The organism is Arthrobacter sp. UYCu723 (genome assembly GCF_054059215.1).
On the sequence record NZ_JBSSBW010000001.1, the window covers coordinates 2,931,641 to 2,953,139 of the forward strand.

Here is a 21,499-nt window from a genome sequence, read left to right on the forward strand (position 1 = left end):
GTGCCGTTGACCGTGCCGGTGGCTGGCAGGGAGCGCGGAAAGCCTGCCGGAACAACGTGGGATCAGCCCACCAGTTCCAGCCGGACCTCCCGGCTGGCGATGTCGGCCGACAGGACCCTGACCCGGACCTGGGTGCCTGATTCCAGCTCGCCGGGGCACCGTGCGGTCACGGCCGGCTCGGCGATCTGGACGATCCCGGACGGCCCGTTGCCGTTCCCGTTCCCGTTCCCGTGCTTGCCGTTTCCGTTGCCGTTCCCGTTTTTGGCCGGCTTGGAACCGGAGATGACGACGGCGTCGAACTCCTGGCCGATGTGGTTGCTCAGCAAGGCCGCCTCCACCGTGTCCAGGGACAAGCGCTCCAGTTTGGCGGCGAGCTGGTCCGAGGCCGCCATGATCGAGGGCAGCGAAGGCAGCGCCTCGCGGGCCCAGGCGGGAACGTCCGCGCCGTTGCTGAGCGCCTCGCAGATGACCAGCACGAAGCGGTCGATCAGCCGGCGCAGCGGCGCGGTGGAATGCGCATAGGCGGCGCCGATGGCGGACTGGATGGCGGCGTCCGGAACGGTTCCGTCGAAGGGCGTGTAGCCGGCCCCGCGGAACAGCATGCCGGCCGAGTGCACGATCGCCAGCTGCTGCGGGTCCGTCGGGTCAAGGGTGCGCAGGTATTCGCCGTAGCTCATTTCGCCGTCCCAGGGCTTGCCCAGGGCGCGGGTCTGGCGGTGGAAGTGCGCCAGCGAGTTCTCGTCCGGTGCGGGCATGGTGCGCAGGATCCCGACCTTGCCTTCGAGCATGATCCCGGCCGCCGCCATGCCTGTCATGAGCGAAATCTGGGCGTTCCAGTCCTCCACCGGCAGGGGCGGGGCCGCGACGATCCGGTAGCCGCCGTCGGGCAGCTGCTCGATTTCCTGTTCCGGCATGTTCAGGCTGGCGCCGCCGCGGAGCCGTTCGAGCTCCACCCGCTTGATCCCGACTTCCTTCAGCAGCTGCAGCACGGGCGCCGCGGTGCCGGCGTCGAGCTCCGCCTGGACCCCCTGGTAATTGAGCTTGGCCCGGCTGCGGACCTGGGCCCGGCGCACCAGCACCGAGGAGACCTCGGCGGCGGCATCCAGCTCGAATTCCCAGACGAAGGCGGCGCACAGCTGGCCGGCGAGCAGGCTGCCGGCTTCCTCGCTGATGACCTCCGGATGCAGCGGGATCCGGCCGTCCGGGGTGTAGAAGGTCTGGCCGCGGCGGCGGGTCTCGGCGTCGAGCGCCCCGCCGGGGGTCACGAAGGAGGGGACGTCGGCGATGGCGTAGTACACCTTGTAGCCCGCACCGGTGCGGGCTATATGGACGGCCTGGTCCAGGTCGGTGGAGGATTCCGGATCGATGGTCACGAACTCGATGTGGGTGAAATCCAGCTCCGGCAGTTCGTGCCCGCCCACGGCCTCCTTGGCCTCCCGGAGGACGTCCTCGGGGAAGGCGCCCGGCAGTTCCAGCGTGGTGCGCAGCGAGTTCAGCGCCAGGGCAAGCTGGCTCTCTTGCCGGTGGACGCTGGGGGTCAGGCGATGATGGGACACGAAAATCAGATTAGCCCGATTCCCGCGATTAGTCTTGGATCATGAGCACATCCCCGGCCGATCCTGCCCGCTACAACAGCTTTCTCAGGGATCTGCTGGGCGTGATGGCCTATGGAGAGCTTTCGGCTTTCGAACGACTGTCCTCCGACGCCCGCTACTCGCCCACCCTGCACGACCGTGCGGTGCTGGGCAGGATTGCCGTGATCGAGTTCCAGCACTATGAACTGGTCAGTGCCAGGCTTGAGGACATGGGCCTGGACCCGGAGGCCGCCATGCTGCCCTTCCAGCCCTCCGTGGACCACTTCCACGAACGCACGCGCCCCGCCGACTGGTTCGAATCGCTCATGAAGGCCTACGTGATCGACACCGTCTCCGCCGATTTCTACCGGGCCGTGGCCCGCCATGTCGACGCCTCGACCCGCGAACTGGTGGAGCGGATCCAGGCCGATGAGGAGACGACCGCGGTGCTCCGGGAGCGGCTCAAGACGGCCCTGGCCGACGACCCGCGGCTGGCGTCGCGGCTGGCGCTATGGGCGAGGCGTCTGCTCGGGGAGACCCTGACCCAGGCCCGGCGTGTCAGCTTCGAGCACGCGTTCCTCGGCGGCCTGATCGCGGCGGACGAGGAGCGGTCCCGGGAGCTGGTCCGCGAACTGACCGCCGAACTCGCGGCCAATCACTCAAACCGGATGCTGCAGCTGGGGCTCGCCGGGTAGGCGCCGGGTAGCCTCCGGTCTCAGGACTCCGCGGCGTCGAGGGAGGCGAGCAGGGCGCGGGCGGCGTCGGCGGGATCATCAGCCTCGGTGATGGCCCGGACCACCACGATCCGGCGTGCACCGGCCTCCACCACCTGCTCCACGTTCCCCAAGTCGATGCCGCCGATGGCGAACCAGGGCACCACGCCTTTGACCCTACTGTTAACCGCGCCGTCGACCTTGCCGGGGGCTGCCGCCTCTGCGCGGCGGATCGCCTCAGCGGCGTAACGCACCAGTTCAAGACCGACGGCGGCGCGGCCGGGCTTGGTGGGTGTGGCCCACACCGGCCCCACACAGAAGTAGTCCAGACCGCTGCGGCCGGGGGAGGACGCAATGGCGGCATCCACCTGCTCCGGGCTGTGGGTGGACAGCCCGATCACGGTGTCCTTGCCGAGGAAGCCCCGGGCGGCACCGAGCGGGATGTCCTTCTGTCCGATGTGGAAGACCGGCGCGCCGGACAGTGAGGCGAGGTCCGCGCGGTCATTAACCGCCCACAGGCGACCGTGCCGGTGGGCTGACTGATGCAGGACCGTGAGTAGTTCGAGTTCCTCGGCCGCCTCCAGGGACTTGTCGCGCAGCTGGATGATGTCGACGCCGCCGGCAAAGGCGGTGTCCACGAAGGCCTCGAAGTCGCCGCGGTCCTTGCGGGCGTCGGTGCACAGGTACAGGCGGGCGGTGGTGTGGACGTCATCCTGGCTCATGCCCCCAGCCTAGTTCCTCTAAACTGGGGCCATACCGCGGGAGCCCGCTGCAGCCGTTCGCCACTGGCGTTCGACGCCGGAGGGCTGAGAGGGCGTCAGAGCCGACCGCTTGACCTGATCCGGCTAGTACCGGCGTAGGGAAGGAAACCTCCATGGGCACCCCAGCCAGTTTTGACCTTACGAACTGTTACGCCGCTGACGACGCACCTGATGACGTCACAGCCGGGGAATGTTACGACGTTGCCGTGATCGGCGGCGGGGTGGTCGGCCATGGCATCGCCTGGGCCGCCAGGCAGTCCGGCCGTTCCGTTGCCCTGATCGATGACGCCCCCGGCAGTGGCGCGAGCTGGGCAGCCGCCGGCATGCTCGCCCCCGTGAGTGAACTCCACTACCAGGAGGAGGGCCTGCTGGAGCTCATGCTCGAATCCTCACGGCTGTGGCCTGACTTTGCGGCCGATCTGGAGCGAGACGACGGCGTCCCCGCGGACAGCGGGACGGACGGCGTCCCCGCGGACAGCGGGACGGACGGCGTCCCCGCGGACAGCGGGACGGACCGCGGAACAGCCGCCGGGACCGGATACCTCACGACGCCGACCCTCGTGGTCGGCGCCGACGCGGCCGACCGCCGGGCGCTCGCCGATCTCCGGACCGTGCAGCAGGCCTGCGGACTCGCGGTGCAGCCCCTGACCGTCCGCGAGGCACGCGGACGCGAGCCACTGCTGAGTCCGGGCATCTCCTGCGCCTTCGACATTCCCGCCGACCACCAGGTGGATCCGCGCCGCCTGCTCGCCCGGATCGCAGCCCTGCTGGCGGCTGACAGCCAGTATTGCCTGGTTCCCCGGCGCGCCGCCGGACTGCGGTGGGAGGACGGGCGGGTCAGCGGGGTCAGCCTGGCCGGCGGCGGGAAGGTCCGGGCCCGGGAGACCATCGTGGCCAACGGGCTGGGCGCCGCGGGATTGGCGGGCCTGCCCGCGGGGCTGGACCTGCCGCTGCGGCCGGTCCACGGCGACATCCTCCGGCTCCGGGTCCCCGCGCATCTGCGGCCGCTGCTGGGCTCCACGGTGCGCGGCCTGGTCCGCGGCGTGCCGGTGTACATCGTCCCCCGGCAGGACGGCACCGTGGTGATCGGGGCGACCCAGCGCGAGGACACGCTCTCGGAGCCCGATGCGCCCGGCACCGGTGCTGTCTCGGCCGGCGCGGTCTCCGCAGGTGGCGTCTACCAGCTGCTGCGGGACGCCCAGCAGCTGCTCCCCGCCGTCGCCGAGCTGGAACTGCTGGAGGCCACCGCCAGGGCGCGGCCCGGAACACCGGACAACGCCCCGCTGCTGGGCCGCGTCGCGGACCGGTCGCCGGGCCGCGACGGGGACGTCGGGGGACTGATCATCGCCACCGGCTTCTTCCGGCACGGCATCCTGCTGACCCCGGCGGCCGCGCGGATCTGCCGGCAGCTGCTGGACAGCACGGCAGACCCGCGCTGGGCGAACTTCCGGCCGGACAGATTCTCCGCCGGTTCCCAGCCCCCAGACCCCAGGCTCCCAGGCACGCGCCCCCCTCCAGAACACAGCCCTCCAGAACACAGCCCTCCAGAACACAGCAATCCAGAACACAGCAATCCAGAACACAGCAATCCAGAACACAGCAAGGAAACGCTATGAACATCAGCCTCAACGGCTCGGAGCACACCGTCCCCGACGGTGCCTCCGTCAGCACCCTGGTCAGCCAGGTCACCGGGCGGACGCTGGCCCCGAACGGCCAGTCCGCGGATGGAAAGAAGCTCGGCGTCGCTGTGGCCCGCAACGCCGAGGTGGTGCCCCGCAGCCAATGGCACGGCACCGCGCTCGCCGACGGCGACGACGTCGAGCTGGTCACGGCAGTACAGGGAGGATGACGGCCATGGAAGCAACCACACGTTCAGCAGCCCCGGAAGCATCGCCGGGCACCCACGATCCGTTCGTTGTCGACGGCGTGCGGCTCGGTTCGCGGCTGATCATGGGGACCGGCGGAGCGCCGAGCCTGGACGGCCTCGGGACGGCCCTCGTGGCGTCGGGCACGGAACTGACCACCGTCGCCATGCGCCGCTACTCGCCCGCCGAGGCAGGCTCCTTGTTCCAGCTTCTCGTGGACCACGGCATCCGCGTGCTGCCCAACACCGCCGGCTGCTTTACCGCCAGGGACGCCGTGCTGACCGCCGAACTGGCCCGCGAGGCCCTCGAAACCGACTGGGTGAAGCTGGAAGTCATCGCCGACGAGCACACCCTGCTGCCGGACGCCGTGGAACTCGTCGACGCCACCGAGCAGCTCGTGGGACGCGGCTTCAAGGTCTTTGCCTACACCAACGACGACCCGGTCCTGGCCCTCCGGCTGGAGAACCTTGGCGCCACCGCCGTGATGCCGCTGGGCTCACCGATCGGGACCGGGCTCGGCATTCTCAACCCGCACAACATCGAGCTGATTGTCTCCCGGGCTTCGGTGCCCGTGGTCCTGGACGCCGGTATCGGCACCGCCTCGGACGCGGCCCTGGCCATGGAGCTCGGCTGCGATGCCGTGCTGCTGGCCACCGCGGTGACCCGGGCCCAGAATCCGGCGCTCATGGGGGAGGCCTTCAAGCATGCGGTCATGGCGGGTAGGCTGGCGAAAAAGGCGGGCCGAATCCCGCGCCGGGAGCACGCGCTCGCATCCTCCGCCATGGAAGGACGGGCCGAATTCCTCTAGGCCCAGCTTCGGGCCCGGACCCGCAAACCCAGCCAGCAAGGGAGCCGATATGGGAACCACCGACGACGTCCTCAGCCAGAGCCAGGTCGATGCCGCCCTGGCCGGACTGCCGGACTGGAGATACCGCCTCGGCGGGCTGGTGACGGTCTACAAGGCGCCGACATCGGCCGCGGCGCTTGAGCTGATGGCCGCGCTCGGCCGCCTGGCCGAAGAACAAGACCACCACCCGGACCTGGACTGGCGGTACAACCGGGTATTTCTTCGTTACAGCTCCCACGACGCCGGCAGCCAGGTCACGCCACGGGACACCGCGGCCGCGGCGGCGGCCAGCGAGGCGGCAGCCCGGCTCGGCGCCACCGCGGAGCCGGGCCTGCACCGGACCGTCGAGGTGGCCATCGATACCGAGGACCCGGCGGCGATTTCCGAGGTCTGGCGGGTGGCCCTGGGCTACCGCAGGGTCAGCTCCGCTGACCTCCTGGACCCCTACGGGCGCGGCCCCGCACTCTGGTTCCAGGAGACGTCCACGCCCAACGCCAACCGCCTTCACCTCGATATCCACCGCAGTAAGGCCGAGTCCGCGCCGGCGCTGGAGAAGACAGCGGCCACGGGGGCGTTAATGAACCATGACCACGCACCCGCCTGGGTGGTGGTCACGGATGCGCAGGGAAACAGGCTCTGCCTCTGCACCGAGGAAGGCCACGGGCCGCACGAGCCGGGGTCCTGATAGCAGGCCGGAGGGCCCGCCTGATAGCCCGGCCGGCCCGCCTGATAGCCCGGCCGGCGGCGCGCTAGAGACGCAGGATGGCGGTGAGCCGGGATGTGTCCTGGCGGGTGCGGTGCCGGCCGAGGTACAGCACCGCTGCGGCGGCGGCCGCCGTGCCGATGACCATGGGCAGGACCCACGGAATCCAGGTCAGGCCCGGCTGGTAGCCGAGCCCGGCCGCCATAAAAATGATCCAGCTCAGCATCCCGGCGGCGACGGCAACACCCGCCGGGACGCTGATGCCGTACTTGGAGTGCCGCTTGTCGTTGGCCCAGACCACGAAGCCCGCGGCCACGGTCACCATGGCAACCACAATCAGGGACAGCATATTCGGACTCCTACTTCTGGTGGGAACGGCAGTTCCGCGAACGGCAGCAGCGCTCCGCGGTGGCTAGAGGGCGCCGAAACCGACGCGGCGTTGCTCTTCAGCGCCGATTTCAACGTAGCCCAGGACATTCGCCGGGATGATGATCTGGCGGCCCTTCTCATCCGTGAGGCGGAGCTCGGTGCCCTTGGCGAGGGACTCTGCAACCACCTTGGCCACGGCGTCAGCATCCTGCGCCGATTCCAGCACAATTTCGCGGCCGATGTTCTGAATGCCGATCTTTACTTCCACAGCAAGGCCTCCCAGCCAATCAAAGTCCAATAAATATCAAAGGGTCATCTCTATTTGTAGCCTAGGACTCCTTGGGGAAGCGGGAGATTCCGCGCCAAGCTAAACGGTAGATCAGGTCGCTGGCCACATCGAGATCGAGATTCCCGTCAGTTTCCAGCCAGTACCGTGCGCTGACCTGGGCCATTCCGGCGAGTCCGCGGCCCAGCAGCTGGGCTTCCAGCTCGGGCAGCTTGGTGTCCTCGGCGATGACCCCCGCGACGGCGTCGGCGAAAGTCTTGTTAAACGCCTCCAGCCGGGCGCTCACGTCGGGATCGTTGATCAGATCCGATTCGAAGACGAGACGGTGGGCCTGGTCGTCGCTGGCGATGAACCGGAAATAGGCCCGCATGACGGCCTGGACGCGCTCATCGTTGTCCGTGGTGGAGTTCAGCGCCCCCAGCAGCAGATCGATGAGCTTGCTCAGATGGCTGTCCAGCAGCGCCAGGTAGAGCTCACGCTTGGAGGGGAAGTGCTGGTAGAGCACCGGTTTGCTCACATGCGCGGTCTCGGCAATTTCATCCATCGCGGCACCGTGGTAACCGTTGGCAACGAAGACTTCCTGGGCGGCAGCCAGCAATTGCGCCCGGCGTTCGTCGCGGGGGAGACGCGCCGACCGGTGTCCGCCGCTCCGGGCCTGCCCGGACGCCGGCTTCCCGGCAGGACCATGTTCAACCGGTGCCTGATGAACCACTGTCGGCCTTCTTTCGCTTGCTGTTACGTTCACTTTACGCGCGGGTAATATGACCTGGCGGTATCTTCGGGCATAGATTGAAGTATGGCTTCCAAGTTCACTGCACACGCCGCACCCGCAACCACGGATCCGCTGCCTGATCCGCTGATTGATCGAGTGCCTGGTCCACTCGTGGAACCGGCGGGAGACCTCAGCCCGGGAGAGGTGGAACGCTACTCCCGGCACCTGATTATTCCGGAGATCGGGTCCCTCGGTCAGCGCCGGCTGAAGAACGCCAAGGTGCTCGTCATCGGCGCCGGCGGCCTCGGTTCACCCGCGCTGTTATACTTGGCCGCTGCCGGAGTGGGGACCCTGGGCATCATCGACGACGACGTCGTGGACTTGAGTAACCTCCAGCGGCAGGTGATCCATGGCGTCGCGGATGTCGGGCGGCCCAAGATCGAGTCGGCCCGCGACGCCATTGCAGCGCTGAACCCGCTCGTCGACGTCCGGCTGCATAACGTCCGGCTCGACGCTTCCAACGCCCTGGAGCTGTTCGCCGGCTACGACCTGATTCTCGACGGCGCCGACAACTTCGCCACCCGCTACCTCGTCAACGATGCCGCCGCGATCCTCGGCAAGCCCTACGTCTGGGGGTCGATCTTCCGCTTCGACGGGCAGGTCAGCGTCTTCTGGGAGAAGCACGGGCCGACGTACCGGGACCTGTACCCGGAGGCGCCGCCGGCCGGCTCCGTGCCGTCGTGCGGGGAAGGCGGGGTGTTCGGCATGCTGTGCGCCGCCGTCGGATCGCTCATGGTGACGGAGGCCGTCAAGCTCATCACCGGCGTCGGGCGGTCCCTGCTGGGGCGGGTGGCGCTCTTCGACGCCCTGGGCGGAACCTGGCGCGAAATCAAGGTGTCCCGGGACCCGGAGGCGGATCGCATTACGGAACTCACCGATTATGAGGCCTTCTGCGGCATCACCCCCTCCGCCGACGCCGGTACCGAACACACCGTCACAGCCACCCAGCTCGCCACCCTGCTGGCCGCCCGCAAGGCCGGGCTCAAGGACTTCCACCTCGTGGATGTGCGCGAGAGCGGGGAGTACGAGATCGTCCGGATCGACGGGGCCGTGCTGATCCCGCAGGGCCGCATCCTGGCCGGGGAGGCCTGGAACGAGCTGCCGCAGGACATGGACATCGTGTTCCACTGCAAGGGCGGAACCCGTTCGGCCGCCGTCCTCGCGGCGGCACGCGCCGCCGGCTACGAACGGGTCAGCCATCTCGACGGCGGAATCCTGGCCTGGGTGCGGGACGTGGAACCCGGGAAGCCGGTGTACTGAAAAGCCTCGATTGAGCCTGAGCCGTTCCCGGAAAGGCATGACATGAGCGAAGAAAGCACCCGGACCCGTCAGCGCAAGATCGGCTCCGGCTTCGGCCGGGACTCGACGGCGGCCGAGGTCATTGCGGGCATCGATCTCTCCGGGAAGACCGCCATCGTCACCGGCGGGTACTCCGGGCTGGGCCTGGAGACCGTCCGGGCGCTGAGCTCCGCCGGTGCCAGGGTGATGGTGCCGGCACGGCGCCCGGAGCATGCCCGCGAGGTCCTGGACGCGGCCGGGTTGGCTGCCGGAACGGCTGAAGGGGAAGTAGGCGTGGCGGAGCTGGATCTCGCGGACCAGTCCAGCGTCAAGGAATTTGTTGGAACCTTCCTGGCGTCCGGCTTCCTGGCGGCCGGACGCGGGCTGGACATCCTGATCAACAACGCCGCCATCATGGCCAGCCCGGAACGCCGGGTGGGGCCCGGCTGGGAGTCGCAGTTCGCCACCAACCACCTGGGCCATTTTGCCCTCGCGAACCTGCTGTGGCCCGCGCTGGCCGCAGGCCCCGGCGCCCGGGTGGTTTCGCTGTCCTCGACGGGGCACAAGATCTCCCCGATCCGCTTCGATGACATCAACTTCGACACCGGCTATCACAAGTGGAAGGCGTACGGGCAGGCCAAGACGGCCAACTCGCTCTTCGCCGTGCAGCTTGACGAGCTCGGGCAGGACTCCGGCGTGCGGGCCTTCGCGGTGCATCCGGGCGGCATCATGACGGAGCTGCAGCGTCACCTCCCGCGCGAGGAAATGATCGCCTCCGGCTGGATGGACGAAGAGGGAAACGTCGACGCGCGGTTCAAATCACCGGAGCAGGGCGCCGCGACGTCCGTGTGGGCAGCAACCTCCCCGGCGCTCGAAGGCAAGGGCGGTGTGTACTGCGAGGACTGCGACGTCGCGGAACCCACGGAGTCCGGCTCCCCGGAGGCACGGATCAGGGGGGTGGACGCGCACGCCGTGGACCGGGCGGATGCGGCCCGGCTGTGGACGTTGTCGGCGGAGCTGACCGGAATCAACGCCTTCGGCCGGGGCCGTTAGCGCGAGCTACGCCGTTTCCCGCTTGCCTGCTGCCCCGGGCAGCTGGCTGTGGTCGACCGGGCACTCTGCTTCGGCCGCCCGGGCGGCGGGCTGCTCGACCGTGATGCCATAAAGCGCTTCGAGGCCCGCGACGTAATGTTCCTGCTGGCCGTTGGCGGCAAGCTCCCGGGCACGGACGGTGGGCACGTGCAGCAGCTGCTTGACCATCCGGCGCAGGGCGAACTCGACTTCCTCCGCCGCGGCAGTGCAGCCGTGGCGGGCACGGACCTTTTCCATTTCCGCCTCCAGTACGTTCATGGTGTGCCGGCGCAGCGCGACGATCGCGGAGTCCACAGAGCGTGCCTCACGCTCCTGCTCGAAGGCGCTGGCAGCGCCGGCGACTATGCTGCTCGCCTGCTCCAGCGACTCGGACTGTTCCTGCGGGGCGGCGAGGCGCACGGACTCCAGGGTGAGGAGCTCGACGCCGTCGAGCTCGCCCACGGCAGGATCGAAGTCGTGGGTGAGGGCGAGGTCGATGGCGATCAGCGGCTGCTGCGAGTCAGCCCGGACCCGGGCAAGATCCGGCGCTTCAACCCGGGTGTCCGAGCCGCTGCAGCCGATCATGACGTCCGCGGCCGCGACGGCGGCGGGGAGGCTTGCGCTGTCCAGGGCCGTGCCCCCGCGGGTGGCGACGAAGCCTGCCGCGCGGCCCGAGGACGAAAAGACGGAAACGTCCGTGCAGCCGCGTTCGCGCAGCAGCGACATGGTGGCACCGGCGTAGGCGCCGGTGCCGAAGACCACGGCCTTCTTGGTGGCCCAGTCCGGGTTTTCGGACAGCTCGGTGGCGAGGTCCAGGGCCACGGACACAATCGAGAGTCCCCGGGAGCCAAGCGCGGTCTGCGCGCCGACGTCCTTGGCGGTCTTGGAGGCAGCCTGGAAGAGCCGGACGAGGCCGGAGCTTGCCGTGCCCTCGTGCTGGGCGGTGATCAGGGCCCGGCGGACCTGGCCTGCGATCTCGCGCTCGCCCACGACGGCGGAGTCAAGGCCGGAGCTGACGGAGAACAGGTGCTGGCTGACTTCGGAGCCGGTCCGGGTGTTGAAGGAGCGGGAGACGAGCTGTTCGTTGAGTCCGGTGGAGCCGCTGATCTGGGAGATGAGGGCCGCGCGGGCTGCATCGACGTCGTCGGGACGGGGCGCCTCACCGTAGATTTCGAAGCGGTTGCACGTGGCAAGGACAATGGCACCCGCCACGGCCGGCGATCCGGCGAGGGCGGATGTGGCGAGCTCTGAAGCGCCGGTGCTCAGTTGAGCAACGGTCTCGAGGTCGATATCGGCGTGAGTCGCCACCAATGAAAAAAGAACCACAGCAGGTCAATCATAGCTTTTTCGCGTCCGCGTAGAACAACAATCACGCGTGGGACCGCGTATGCTGGCCTGTGATTCCCGCCACGGCGGCGCCCGCGCCGGCCCTGGTGACAGGCTGTCGTTATCTTTTGGGGCCGAATTTGGGCACAATCGAAGTCATGACTCCTAGCGCTGCGGCAACCGACGGCACCACCAGCACGTCTGAAATCGGCACGTCCACCCACGAGACCGGCGGCCTCGATGCCGGGCACCCGCTGATGGACGGCCGCACCGCCGACTCCCCGCTGATCACCGCCTACCGCGGCGGCAAGCCCTCCCGCCGCCCCGTCTGGTTCATGCGCCAGGCCGGCCGCTCGCTGCCCGAATATCTCAAGGTGCGCGAGGGCGTTGGCATGCTGGACTCCTGCCTGCGCCCCGAGCTCGCCGCCGAGATCACCCTGCAGCCGGTCCGCCGCCACGACGTCGATGCTGCCATCTTCTTCTCCGACATCGTGATTCCGCTCAAACTGGCCGGCGTCGGCGTGGACATCGTTCCCGGCGTGGGCCCGGTCCTGGACAAGCCGGTGCGGACCGCTGCGGACGTCGCCGCGCTCCCGCAGCTGACGTGGGAAGCCCTTGAGCCCATCCGGGAAGCCGTCCGGCTGACCGTGGCCCGGCTGGGCAGCACCCCGCTGATCGGCTTTGCGGGCGCTCCGTTCACCCTGGCGGCCTACATGGTGGAAGGCAAGCCCTCCCGCGACCACCTCGGCCCGCGCACGATGATGCACGCCGACCCTGAAACCTGGACCGCCCTGGCCAACTGGGCCGCGGACGCCTCCGGCATGTTCCTCCGGGCGCAGCTGGAAGCCGGCGCCTCCGCCGCGCAGCTCTTCGACTCCTGGGCCGGATCGCTGGGCCTGGCCGACTATCAACGCTTTGTTGCGCCGGCGTCGTCCCGCGCCCTGGACCATGTGCGGCACCTTGGGGCACCGCTGATCCACTTCGGCACCGGCACCTCGGAACTGCTCGTGGCCATGCGCGACGTCGGCGTCGACGTCGTGGGGGTGGACTACCGGCTGCCGCTGGACGAAGCCAACCGCCGCCTCGGCGGGACGGTGCCGCTGCAGGGCAACATCGACCCGGCGCTGCTCTCCGCGCCCTGGGACGTCCTTGAAGCCCACGTCCGCGAGGTGATCGCGGCCGGCGCCGCGGCCCCGGGCCACGTCATGAACCTCGGCCACGGCGTGCCGCCGGACACGGATCCGACGGTGCTGACGCGCGTCGTCGAACTGATCCACTCGATTTCCCCGGAGTAGACGCCATGGGCGCAGGCGCAGACGCAGGCGCGGCTGCACCGGGCACCACCGCCGTGGTGGTGGGCGGCGGGATCTCCGGCCTGCTCGCTGCCCGAGAGCTGGCTGGCGCCGGTGTCCGCACCACCGTCCTGGAAGCCTCCGGGGACTGGGGCGGCTGCGTGGGCAGCCACGTCGTGGCCGGCCTGACCCTGGACAGCGGCGCCGAGTCCTTCGCCACCCGATCCTCCGCCGTGGCGGACCTCGCCGCCGAGCTGGGCCTCGCAGGCGACATTGTTCCGCCGAATCCCGGCGGCGCCTGGGTCCAGCTGCCTGACGGGCCACGGGAACTGCCGAAGACCGGAGTGCTGGGCATTCCGGCCAACCCCTGGGATCCGGAGGTCCGGCGATCGCTGGGCCTGCTCGGTTCACTGCGGGCCTCAGTGGATGCGCTGCTGCCCGCTTCGCTGGGCACAACCGCCGATGTCACCAGCGTATCGGCGCTGGTCCGGGCACGGATGGGCAGGCGCGTCCTGGACCGCCTCGTGGCGCCGGTCGTCGGCGGCGTCCACTCGGCCGATCCCGCGCTGTTGGACGTCGACATGGTGGCGCCGGGCCTGCGCGCCGGAATCCGCCGGCACGGCTCCCTCGCTGCCGCCGTGGCGGCCCAGCGCAGGGGAGGGGCTGCTCCCCAAAAAACAGGACCCCAGCAACCGGGGCTGCAGAAGGCGGGCTCCGCCGTCGCCGGGCTGCGGGGCGGGATGAACACGCTGGTTGCCGCGCTCGTGGCCGATCTGCGCCGTCGCGGCGTCACGCTGCTCAGCGCCACCCCGGCAGACGCCGTGGCGCGCACGCCGCACGGCTGGCACGTCACCTCAGGGGACACGGCGTACGACGCCGGGCTGCTGGTCGTCGCCGTGGAGGGCCCGGCCGCCGTCGGACTGCTCGCGGACACCCTGCCCGAGCTCGCCGCCCGACGCCCCGCCGCCGGACCGGACGTCGGCCTAGTCACCCTCGTGGTGGACCTGCCGGAACTCGACGCCGCGCCGCGCGGCACCGGCGTCCTCGTGGCGCCGCAGAGCCCCGGCATCCAGGCCAAGGCCCTCACGCATGCCACCGCGAAGTGGGGCTGGCTCGCCGAGCGGACCGGCCCCGGCACCCACGTCCTCCGGCTCTCCTACGGCCGACGCGGCACGCGGCACGGCGCGGCGAGCGCCCCGGAGCCGGAAACCGACGACGAGCTGTTCGAAGCGGCCCTGAAAGACGCCTCGGCCCTGCTCACTGTGCCCGTCACGGCCGGCGACGTCGTGGGCTGGGACGTGGTGCGCTGGTCCGGTGCCCTGCCCTTCGCATCCCTGGGGCACAAACGGCGCGTGGCTGAAGTCCGGGAGATCTGCGCGGCGGACGGCACCCTGGCCGTGGTGGGCGGCTGGCTGTCCGGCAACGGGCTTGCCGCGATAGTCGCCGACACGCCGAAACAGCTGCGCAGTCTACTGCCTTAAGCGGCGCTTCCGGCGGCGTTGAGCACGTTCACCGCACGTCCGTCAAAATTCCCCCGGAAGCTGATACCGGTTAGGGTCGATGACCATGGTTATACTCAGGTCCAACGTTTCCAAGACGCAGGCCGGTCACCATGGGGGACTTCGACGCGTCATGGCAACTGCCGCGCTCGGAACGGTGCTGGCTCTATCCGCAGGAGTTCCTGCCGCGCACGCCGCCGCCGGAGCCTCAATTTCTGTCCCGGTTTCAGCGCCGTCCGTGACGCCGGCGGGGCGCTCCCTTACCCTCGGTCTCGACGACCTCCTCGACGGCCTGCTCGGGTCCCCGCAGCCGACGCCGTCGCAGCAGCCGACATCGTCAGAACAGCCCACGTCTTCACCACAGCCGACGCCGACGAAGCACGCGTCACCCTCGCCGCAGCCTGAGCGCAGCGACGACCCTGACGACGCCGAGACGCCGAGCCAGTCGCCGGCCGCGCCGCGGCAGTCCCCGGCGCAGCCGGCAGCCCCCCAGGACCCTCCGGCCGGGACCCAGCCGGCCGCCCCGCAGCCCGCCCCGCAGCCCGCTGCCCCGGCCGCCGACGGCACGCCCGCCGCCCAGCCGGGCAACGGCACGCCCGCCGCCCAACCGGGCAACGGCACGGCGGCAGGGCAGGGGCCGTCCTCCGGTGCCGACCAAGCCGCAGCCGGGGCTGAGGCTCCGGGGGCACCCGCCGCGTCCACCACCCCCGGAACGGCCGGGGAGCCGGCGCCCGCGGGTGCGGGCACGTCGCCGGCGGCGGAGCCAGGCTCTTCGCCGTCAGCTTCGCGGCCCGGGGCCAAGGGCCACTCCGGCAGCACCTCGATGCAGGCAACCTCCGCCGTGGAGGAAGCCGGGCCGTCCCCGCTGCTCGGCTGGGGGATCTGCCTCGTCGCGCTGTCCGTGATCGCCGGCGTCGTCGTCGTGAGGATGCGCAGGGTCTGAGCCGTGCGCCACCGCTGGCCGAAATTCGAAAAACTGTGAATTCGAGCACTTCTACGCGTTGTAGAAGTTCTCTTTTTCGACTTCATTGCGGCGAAGGGGCAGACTGGTATCCATGAGCCACACTTCTGCCGAATCTGTCACTAAAACCGGATCAGTCACCGAAACAGCAACCGAAGAATCAGCCGAGCAGTTCTTTACGCTCTGGACGGTGTTCAAGCGCTCCGCCGACGTCCTGCGCAGCGGCGATGCTGCCGAGGATTTCGAGGCCCTCATCGGGCACCTCTCCGAGGCCGGCGTGGTCCACCGCGGCAGCTACGACGTCTCCGCGATGCGGGCGGACGCCGACGTCATGGTCTGGCTGCACGGTCCCCAGCCGGAGGCCCTCCAGCGGGCAGTCCGGGACATCCGGCGCAGCAAGCTGTTCGCCGGCACCGACATCGTCTGGTCCGCCATGGGCGTGCACCGCGAGGCTGAGTTCGCCAAGAGCCACACCCCCGCCTTCTCCCGCGGCGTCGAACCGGCAGAGTGGCTCTGCGTCTACCCCTTCGTCCGCTCCTACGAGTGGTACACGCTGCCGGACGCCGAACGGGGCGCCATGCTCCGCGACCACGGCATGCTGGGCCGCGACTTCCCGCAGGTCATCTCCAATACGGTCTCGTCCTTCGCCCTGGGTGACTGGGAATGGATCCTCGGACTGGAAGCGCCCGAGCTGGTGGACCTCGTGGATCTGATGCGCCACCTTCGGGCCACCGAAGCCCGCCACCATGTCCGGGAAGAAATCCCCTTCTACACCGGCCGCCGGGTCACCGCCGCCGAGATTGCCGAGGTCCTTGCATGAGCCCGCTGGATCCCTTGGAATCCGTCCTCGGGGTTACCGCCGTGAACACCGTCACCGAGGCCGGCCGGATGGCCCCCAAGGAGTACGACGCCGTGCTCCTCGCCTCCTTCGGCGGACCCGAAGGCCAGGAGGACGTCATCCCGTTCCTCCGCAATGTCACCCGCGGCCGCGGGATCCCGGACGAGCGGCTCGAAGAGGTCTCGCACCACTACCGGGCCAACGGCGGCATCAGCCCGATCAACCAGCAGAACCGCGAACTCAAGACCGGCATCGAAGCCGAACTTGCCGCCCGCGGGATCAAACTGCCGGTGTCCTGGGGCAACCGCAACTGGGATCCCTACCTCCCGCAGACCCTCCAGGACATGTTCGACGCCGGGCACCGCAAGATCCTCATGGTCACCACGAGTGCCTACTCCTGCTACTCCAGCTGCCGCCAGTACCGTGAGGACATCGGCATCGCATTGACCGAAACCGGACTCGACGGACAACTCGAGGTCGACAAGGTGCGCCAGTACTTCGACCACCCCGGTTTCGTGGAGCCCTTCATCGAGGGCACCGCTTCCGGCCTCGCCGACGTCCGCACCCAGCTCGCCGCGGCCGGCACCCCCGACGCACCGGTGCACATCCTGTTCGCGACGCACTCCATCCCCACCCGGGATGCCGAGGCCGCCGGGCGCTCCGAGGGCGAGCCCCGCCACTTCGACGAGGACTCCGCCTACATCGCGCAGCACCTGGCCTCCGGCAGCGAGGTCATCCGCCGGGTGGAGGCCGAGACGGGCCTCACCGCGCCGTGGTCCCTCGTCTACCAGTCCCGCTCCGGCGCCCCGCACATGCCGTGGCTCGAACCCGACATCAACGACGCCATCGAAGAACTCGCGGGCCAGGGAGTCAAGGGGATCGTGATCGTGCCGCTGGGCTTCGTCAGCGACCACATGGAGGTCGTCTGGGACCTGGACACGGAGGCGCTGGAGACCTGTGCCAAGCTCGGACTCGCCGCCACCCGCGTCGCCACCCCCGGGACGCACCGCAAGTTTGTCGCCGGGATCGTCGACCTGATCTGCGAGCGGACCGCCGCGAACAACATCGCCGAACGGCCGCACCTGACCAATCTCGGCCCCTGGTACGACGTCTGCCGCCCGGGCTGCTGCGCCAACTTCCGCGGCGAGAAACCGACGATCGCCGGAGCCGACACCACCGTCGGCACCGGCCACGACCCCTACCCGGCCGTATCCTCCGCCGCCGCCGGCAGCTCCGCTTCGGCAGCGGGCCAGGGCACCCCGTGACCGTCCGGATCGGCACCCGCGCCAGCAAACTGGCCCTCACCCAGACCCAGCAGACCGCGGACCAGCTGGCCGCCGTCGGCGGGTTCCCGGTGGAGCTGGTCCACATCCGGACCGAGGGCGACGTGCTCAAAGGCTCGCTGTCCCAGCTGGGCGGCACCGGCGTCTTTGTCGCCGCGCTGCGCGATGCCCTGCTGCAGGACAAATGCGACATTGCGGTGCATTCGCTCAAGGACCTCCCCACCGGTCCCGCCCTCGGACTGAGCCTCGCGGCCACGCCGAAACGCGCCGACGTCCGGGACGTGCTCTGCGCCCGCGACGGACTCACGCTCGCCGACCTGCCCGCCGGGGCCACTGTGGGCACCGGCTCCCCGCGCCGGGCAGCCCAGCTGCGCGCCGTGCGGCCGGACCTGGACATCCGGGACATCCGGGGCAACGTGGACACCCGCCTGGGCCGCGTTCCCGGTCTGCCGGGCAATACGAACGACGCCGTCGTGGACGGCAAGTCCTGCGACCTCGACGCCGTCGTGCTCGCCGCCGCCGGGCTGCACCGGATCGGCCGGCTGGACACGGTCAGCGAGTACCTCGAGACCGATGTCATGCTGCCTGCCGCCGGGCAGGGGGCGCTGGCGATCGAATGCCGCACCGCCGATGCGCCCCGCCGGGCCGGGTCCACCGAAGGGTCCCAGGGCGCGCTGGCGCAGGCCCTCGCAGCCCTCGACGATCCGGACACCCGCCTCGCCGTCACGGCCGAACGCGCGCTGCTGGCCCGGCTGGAGGCCGGGTGTGCCGCCCCGGTGGGCGCCTGCGCCTACCGCAAGGGCAGCATGCTGCATCTCGAAGCGGTGGTCTGCGCGGTTGACGGCACGGCAAGCATCCGCGACAAGAGGGCCACCGACGGTCTCACCGAGGTCGGGGCAACCCTGCTCGGGATCGAACTGGCGGAGGTCCTGCTGGCCCGCGGGGCCGCCGGCATCGCGGACCTGACCGCTTCCTGAACCGCGGAATCCATCAATTCATGGGACGGCACAGCGACCGCAACCACCCGGACATGCCACAAGACATGCCGGACGTGCCACAACACATGAGGGTGCCCGAGGGCGCCAGGGTTCTCGTCGCCCGCAGCCCTGACCGTGCCGGGGAACTTGTCGCGGCCCTGCGCAAGGTCGGCGCCGATCCGTTGCTGCTGCCCCTGATCGACTTCGAACAGGCCCGCGACCAGCATTCCCTCGATGTCGCCTTCGATGCCCTGGGGGCCGGCGCCTACAGCTGGCTCGTGGTCAGCAGCGTGACCGCCGTCCAGGCCCTCGAAGCCAAGGCGGCCGAACGGGGTGTGGATTTGGCCAGCTGGCTGCCCGGCAGCGTCCTGGTGGCCACAATCGGCCCGGCGACACGCCGTGTGCTTGAATCCCGCGGCATCAGCGTCGACCTTGCGCCCACGGGCCAGCAATCCGGAACGGGCCTGCTCGACATCTGGCCCGAGAACCAGGGCAGCGTGCTCCTGCCCCAGGCGGACATTGCCGACCCGCGGCTCCGCAGGGGCCTCGAAGCCCGCGGCGCCTCCGTCCAGGCCGTCACCGCCTACAACACCGTCGACTACCCGGCCGACCCGCGCCGCAGCCTGCCCTCCTACGAGCCGGCACTGCAGCAGCCGGCTGATCCACCAGGGCCGGACGCACCGGCGGCCGCCGTGCTCACCGCCGCCGAAGCGAAAGCCGAAATAGCCGCCGGCCACATGCACGCCGTCGTTGCCGCCTCGCCCAGCGCCGCCCGCCGCATCCACACGGACCTCGCCCCGCTGGGCAGCTGCCGCTTCGTCGCCATCGGACGCTCGACGGCGGCCGAGGCAGAGTCCCTTGGGCTCGCCGTCGCCGCCGTCGCCGAGGAGCCGACCGCCTCCGGCCTGGTCGCCGCCGTCGTCCGGTCCCTGGACCCCCAGCCATCACCACCTCATCAGTCAGTCGCAGAGCCCTCAGCAAAGGACACCATATGAGCTTCCCGACCCACCGCCCACGCCGGCTCCGCACCACCCCGGCCATGCGCCGGCTGACGGCTGAACACCGCCTCTCAGCCGCGGAGCTCATCCTGCCCGCCTTCATCCGCGAAGGGCTCACCGAGCCGAACCCCATCGCCTCGATGCCCGGCGTGCAGCAGCACACCACCGATTCGCTCAAGCGTGCCGCGGCCGAGGCCGTTCAGCTGGGCGTCGGCGGCATCATGCTGTTCGGGATCCCCGCAGTCCGCGACGCCACCGGCACGGCCTCGCTGGACCCCGACGGCGTGCTGAACAAGGCCATCCGCGACGTCCGGGCCGAAGTCGGCGACGAGCTCGTCATCATGAGCGATGTCTGCCTCGACGAATTCACCGACCACGGCCACTGCGGCGTGCTCGATGCCAACGGCTACGTGGACAACGATGCAACCCTGGAGATCTACGGCCGGATGGCGGTGGCGCAGGCGGAGGCCGGCGCCCACGTCCTGGGCCCCTCCGGCATGATGGACGGCCAGGTCGCCGTGATCCGGCAGGCGCTGGAGGAAGCCGGGCACGCCAACACCGCCGTCGTCGCGTACGCCGCGAAGTACGCCTCCGCGTTCTACGGTCCCTTCCGGGAGGCCGTCGACTCGCAGCTCAAGGGCGACCGCCGCACCTACCAGATGGACGCCGCCAACCGCCGCGAAGCGCTCCTCGAGGTCGAGCTGGACCTCGCCGAAGGCGCCGACATCGTGATGGTGAAGCCCGCCATGAGCTACCTGGACATCCTCGCCGACGTCGCCGCCATGAGCCCCGTTCCGGTCGCGGCGTACCAGATCTCCGGCGAGTACTCGATGATCGAGGCCGCCGCTGCCAACGGCTGGATCGACCGCCGGGCCGCGATCACCGAATCCGTGCTGGGCATCAAGCGCGCCGGGGCCAACATGGTGCTGACCTACTGGGCGAGCGAACTCGCCGGCTGGCTTAAGGAGTCCTGATGAGCACTCCGACTGACACGGCGTCCGGGGCGAACCCCACCGCCCCCGTAGGTCCGGGGCGCATCCTGCTGGGACTGAACAGCTTCGGCGACGTCGGGGTCTTTCCCGACGGGCACCCCGTCCCGCACGCCCAGGTGCTGCGCCAGCTGCTGGAACAGGCCGAGCTTGCGGACGTGGCCGGGCTGCATGCCTTCGGCGTGGGCGAGCACCACCGCCGCGACTTCGCGGTCTCCGCGCCCGAGGTCTTCCTCGCCGCCGCGGCCGCCCGGACCAAGAACATCAGGCTCGGCTCGGCCGTGACCGTGCTCAGCTCCGATGACCCGATCCGGGTCTTCCAGCGCTTCGCCACCGTGGACGCCATCTCCAGCGGCCGGGCCGAGGTCATGCTGGGCCGCGGCTCCTTCATCGAGTCCTTCCCGCTGTTCGGCCTCGACCTAGCGGACTACGAGGTCCTGTTCGAGGAAAAGCTTGAGCTCTTCGACAAGGTCCGGGCGCAGGAACCCGTGCAGTGGGAGGGCCGCACCCGGCCCGCCATCAACGGGCTGAGTGTCTACCCGCCGCTGGAACACCATCTGCTGCCGGCCTGGATCGGCGTCGGCGGGACCCCGGAGTCGGTGCTGCGCTGCGCCGAGTACGGCTACCCGATCATCTTCGCCATCATCGGCGGCCAACCGCGGTCCTTCGCGCCCCTTGCCAACCTCTACCGCGAGGCGATGGCCAAGTACGGCCACCCGATGCAGCAGATGGCCACCCATTCACCGGGCCACGTTGCCGCCACCGACGAGGAAGCGCGGGAGGAGTTCTTCCCGCACTGGCTCCAGCAGCGGAACCGGATCGGCTCCGAGCGCGGCTGGGGCCCGGGCAACCGGGGCGAATTCGATGCGATGTGCACGCCGGAGGGCGCCCTGTACGTCGGGTCGCCGGAAACCGTCGCCGCGAAGATCGCCCTGCTCAAGAAGAACCTGGGCGTGGACCGCTTCGACCTCAAGTACAGCAACGGCACGCTGCCGCACGCCGCCATGATGCGGTCCATCGAACTGTTCGGCACCGAGGTGGCGCCCCGCGTGGCTGCCCTGCTCGCCGCGGCTTCCCCGGCCCGGTAAGAACAGCCC

At 69.9% G+C, this 21,499-nt stretch carries 22 protein-coding genes; 16 read left to right on the forward strand and 6 right to left on the reverse strand.

All coding sequences use genetic code 11. From position 1 onward, the window contains the following. Positions 1-62: 62 nt before the first annotated feature. Complete coding sequence (locus tag ACVWZ8_RS13845) at positions 63-1,556, reverse strand: RNB domain-containing ribonuclease (protein ID WP_456504930.1); 1,494 nt, start codon at positions 1,554-1,556, stop codon at positions 63-65. A 41-nt stretch (positions 1,557-1,597) separates the two neighbouring features. Between ACVWZ8_RS13845 and ACVWZ8_RS13850 the strand changes: the two genes are divergently transcribed. Then, entirely contained in the window at positions 1,598-2,269 is a 672-nt protein-coding gene (locus ACVWZ8_RS13850; RefSeq protein WP_426978810.1) for a ferritin-like fold-containing protein, read from the forward strand. Positions 2,270-2,289: 20 nt separating this feature from the next. Here the strand turns inward: ACVWZ8_RS13850 and thiE are convergent, their stop codons facing one another. Further along, a complete protein-coding gene (gene thiE, locus ACVWZ8_RS13855; protein ID WP_456504931.1) occupies positions 2,290-3,009 on the reverse strand; it encodes a thiamine phosphate synthase in 720 nt (239 codons plus the stop codon). 152 nt (positions 3,010-3,161) lie between these two features. Between thiE and ACVWZ8_RS13860 the strand changes: the two genes are divergently transcribed. From ACVWZ8_RS13860 to ACVWZ8_RS13875, 4 genes are read left to right on the forward strand one after another with little or no spacing between them, the layout of a single operon-like run. After that, positions 3,162-4,664: an FAD-dependent oxidoreductase gene (locus ACVWZ8_RS13860; RefSeq protein WP_456504932.1), complete on the forward strand. Its 1,503-nt coding sequence runs from the start codon at positions 3,162-3,164 to the stop codon at positions 4,662-4,664. Then, on the forward strand, positions 4,661-4,897 hold the full coding sequence (thiS, locus tag ACVWZ8_RS13865; RefSeq protein ID WP_426978807.1) for a sulfur carrier protein ThiS: 237 nt from the start codon (positions 4,661-4,663) through the stop codon (positions 4,895-4,897). Before ACVWZ8_RS13860 ends, thiS begins: the two co-directional genes overlap by 4 nt. A 5-nt stretch (positions 4,898-4,902) precedes the next feature. Continuing rightward, on the forward strand, positions 4,903-5,721 hold the full coding sequence (locus tag ACVWZ8_RS13870; RefSeq protein ID WP_456504933.1) for a thiazole synthase: 819 nt from the start codon (positions 4,903-4,905) through the stop codon (positions 5,719-5,721). Positions 5,722-5,770: 49 nt separating this feature from the next. Continuing rightward, a complete protein-coding gene (locus tag ACVWZ8_RS13875) occupies positions 5,771-6,445 on the forward strand; it encodes a 4a-hydroxytetrahydrobiopterin dehydratase (protein ID WP_426978805.1) in 675 nt (224 codons plus the stop codon). Positions 6,446-6,509: 64 nt separating this feature from the next. Here the strand turns inward: ACVWZ8_RS13875 and ACVWZ8_RS13880 are convergent, their stop codons facing one another. From ACVWZ8_RS13880 to ACVWZ8_RS13890, 3 genes are all read right to left on the reverse strand, one after another. Beyond that, a complete protein-coding gene (locus ACVWZ8_RS13880; RefSeq protein ID WP_456504934.1) occupies positions 6,510-6,812 on the reverse strand; it encodes a hypothetical protein in 303 nt (100 codons plus the stop codon). Between the two features lie 63 nt (positions 6,813-6,875). Continuing rightward, entirely contained in the window at positions 6,876-7,100 is a 225-nt protein-coding gene (locus ACVWZ8_RS13885) for a DUF3107 domain-containing protein (RefSeq protein WP_426978803.1), read from the reverse strand. A 61-nt stretch (positions 7,101-7,161) separates the two neighbouring features. Continuing rightward, positions 7,162-7,830, reverse strand: coding sequence for a TetR/AcrR family transcriptional regulator (locus tag ACVWZ8_RS13890; RefSeq protein ID WP_426978802.1), 669 nt, complete (start codon positions 7,828-7,830; stop codon positions 7,162-7,164). A gap of 84 nt (positions 7,831-7,914) precedes the next feature. Between ACVWZ8_RS13890 and moeB the strand changes: the two genes are divergently transcribed. Together moeB and ACVWZ8_RS13900 are read left to right on the forward strand one after the other, a co-directional pair. Beyond that, positions 7,915-9,150: a molybdopterin-synthase adenylyltransferase MoeB gene (gene moeB, locus ACVWZ8_RS13895; RefSeq protein ID WP_456504935.1), complete on the forward strand. Its 1,236-nt coding sequence runs from the start codon at positions 7,915-7,917 to the stop codon at positions 9,148-9,150. 42 nt (positions 9,151-9,192) lie between these two features. Beyond that, on the forward strand, positions 9,193-10,221 hold the full coding sequence (locus ACVWZ8_RS13900; protein ID WP_426978800.1) for an SDR family NAD(P)-dependent oxidoreductase: 1,029 nt from the start codon (positions 9,193-9,195) through the stop codon (positions 10,219-10,221). Positions 10,222-10,227: 6 nt separating this feature from the next. Here ACVWZ8_RS13900 and ACVWZ8_RS13905 read toward each other — a convergent pair whose 3' ends face one another. After that, positions 10,228-11,565 carry a glutamyl-tRNA reductase gene (locus ACVWZ8_RS13905; protein WP_426978799.1) on the reverse strand — a complete coding sequence of 446 codons (1,338 nt, stop codon included), beginning with the start codon at positions 11,563-11,565 and terminating at the stop codon, positions 10,228-10,230. A gap of 158 nt (positions 11,566-11,723) precedes the next feature. On the opposite strand from ACVWZ8_RS13905, the gene hemE reads away from it, so the two are divergent. The 9 genes from hemE to ACVWZ8_RS13950 all read left to right on the forward strand — a co-directional run bounded on the left by hemE (position 11,724) and on the right by ACVWZ8_RS13950 (position 21,490). After that, on the forward strand, positions 11,724-12,860 hold the full coding sequence (gene hemE, locus ACVWZ8_RS13910) for a uroporphyrinogen decarboxylase (RefSeq protein WP_426978798.1): 1,137 nt from the start codon (positions 11,724-11,726) through the stop codon (positions 12,858-12,860). Positions 12,861-12,865: 5 nt separating this feature from the next. After that, on the forward strand, positions 12,866-14,338 hold the full coding sequence (gene hemG / locus ACVWZ8_RS13915; protein ID WP_456504936.1) for a protoporphyrinogen oxidase: 1,473 nt from the start codon (positions 12,866-12,868) through the stop codon (positions 14,336-14,338). A 151-nt stretch (positions 14,339-14,489) separates the two neighbouring features. Beyond that, positions 14,490-15,299 (forward strand): hypothetical protein, encoded by an 810-nt coding sequence (locus tag ACVWZ8_RS13920; protein ID WP_456504937.1) that lies wholly within the window; start codon positions 14,490-14,492, stop codon positions 15,297-15,299. A 112-nt stretch (positions 15,300-15,411) separates the two neighbouring features. Continuing rightward, positions 15,412-16,137 (forward strand): hydrogen peroxide-dependent heme synthase, encoded by a 726-nt coding sequence (gene hemQ, locus ACVWZ8_RS13925; RefSeq protein WP_426978794.1) that lies wholly within the window; start codon positions 15,412-15,414, stop codon positions 16,135-16,137. After that, positions 16,134-17,420 carry a ferrochelatase gene (locus ACVWZ8_RS13930; protein WP_426978792.1) on the forward strand — a complete coding sequence of 429 codons (1,287 nt, stop codon included), beginning with the start codon at positions 16,134-16,136 and terminating at the stop codon, positions 17,418-17,420. The genes hemQ and ACVWZ8_RS13930 overlap by 4 nt, the downstream gene beginning before the upstream one ends. Further along, the gene (gene hemC, locus ACVWZ8_RS13935; RefSeq protein WP_426978791.1) at positions 17,417-18,415 is read left to right on the forward strand and encodes a hydroxymethylbilane synthase; all 999 of its coding nucleotides are present in this window, start codon (positions 17,417-17,419) and stop codon (positions 18,413-18,415) included. The genes ACVWZ8_RS13930 and hemC overlap by 4 nt, the downstream gene beginning before the upstream one ends. A 20-nt stretch (positions 18,416-18,435) precedes the next feature. Continuing rightward, positions 18,436-19,410 carry a uroporphyrinogen-III synthase gene (locus ACVWZ8_RS13940; protein ID WP_456504938.1) on the forward strand — a complete coding sequence of 325 codons (975 nt, stop codon included), beginning with the start codon at positions 18,436-18,438 and terminating at the stop codon, positions 19,408-19,410. Continuing rightward, complete coding sequence (gene hemB, locus ACVWZ8_RS13945) at positions 19,407-20,387, forward strand: porphobilinogen synthase (RefSeq protein ID WP_456504939.1); 981 nt, start codon at positions 19,407-19,409, stop codon at positions 20,385-20,387. Before ACVWZ8_RS13940 ends, hemB begins: the two co-directional genes overlap by 4 nt. Continuing rightward, complete coding sequence (locus tag ACVWZ8_RS13950; RefSeq protein WP_456504940.1) at positions 20,387-21,490, forward strand: LLM class flavin-dependent oxidoreductase; 1,104 nt, start codon at positions 20,387-20,389, stop codon at positions 21,488-21,490. Before hemB ends, ACVWZ8_RS13950 begins: the two co-directional genes overlap by 1 nt. The last annotated feature ends 9 nt before the right edge of the window (positions 21,491-21,499 follow it).

Coding starts and splice junctions, on each gene's coding strand:
- ACVWZ8_RS13850 (WP_426978810.1), top strand. CDS start 1,598: ATGAGCACATCCCCGGCCGATCCTGCCCGCTACAACAGCTTTCTCAGG.
- thiE (WP_456504931.1), bottom strand. CDS start 3,009: ATGAGCCAGGATGACGTCCACACCACCGCCCGCCTGTACCTGTGCACC.
- ACVWZ8_RS13860 (WP_456504932.1), top strand. CDS start 3,162: ATGGGCACCCCAGCCAGTTTTGACCTTACGAACTGTTACGCCGCTGAC.
- thiS (WP_426978807.1), top strand. CDS start 4,661: ATGAACATCAGCCTCAACGGCTCGGAGCACACCGTCCCCGACGGTGCC.
- ACVWZ8_RS13870 (WP_456504933.1), top strand. CDS start 4,903: ATGGAAGCAACCACACGTTCAGCAGCCCCGGAAGCATCGCCGGGCACC.
- ACVWZ8_RS13875 (WP_426978805.1), top strand. CDS start 5,771: ATGGGAACCACCGACGACGTCCTCAGCCAGAGCCAGGTCGATGCCGCC.
- ACVWZ8_RS13880 (WP_456504934.1), bottom strand. CDS start 6,812: ATGCTGTCCCTGATTGTGGTTGCCATGGTGACCGTGGCCGCGGGCTTC.
- moeB (WP_456504935.1), top strand. CDS start 7,915: ATGGCTTCCAAGTTCACTGCACACGCCGCACCCGCAACCACGGATCCG.
- ACVWZ8_RS13900 (WP_426978800.1), top strand. CDS start 9,193: ATGAGCGAAGAAAGCACCCGGACCCGTCAGCGCAAGATCGGCTCCGGC.
- hemE (WP_426978798.1), top strand. CDS start 11,724: ATGACTCCTAGCGCTGCGGCAACCGACGGCACCACCAGCACGTCTGAA.
- hemG (WP_456504936.1), top strand. CDS start 12,866: ATGGGCGCAGGCGCAGACGCAGGCGCGGCTGCACCGGGCACCACCGCC.
- ACVWZ8_RS13920 (WP_456504937.1), top strand. CDS start 14,490: ATGGCAACTGCCGCGCTCGGAACGGTGCTGGCTCTATCCGCAGGAGTT.
- hemQ (WP_426978794.1), top strand. CDS start 15,412: ATGAGCCACACTTCTGCCGAATCTGTCACTAAAACCGGATCAGTCACC.
- ACVWZ8_RS13930 (WP_426978792.1), top strand. CDS start 16,134: ATGAGCCCGCTGGATCCCTTGGAATCCGTCCTCGGGGTTACCGCCGTG.
- ACVWZ8_RS13940 (WP_456504938.1), top strand. CDS start 18,436: ATGGGACGGCACAGCGACCGCAACCACCCGGACATGCCACAAGACATG.
- hemB (WP_456504939.1), top strand. CDS start 19,407: ATGAGCTTCCCGACCCACCGCCCACGCCGGCTCCGCACCACCCCGGCC.
- ACVWZ8_RS13950 (WP_456504940.1), top strand. CDS start 20,387: ATGAGCACTCCGACTGACACGGCGTCCGGGGCGAACCCCACCGCCCCC.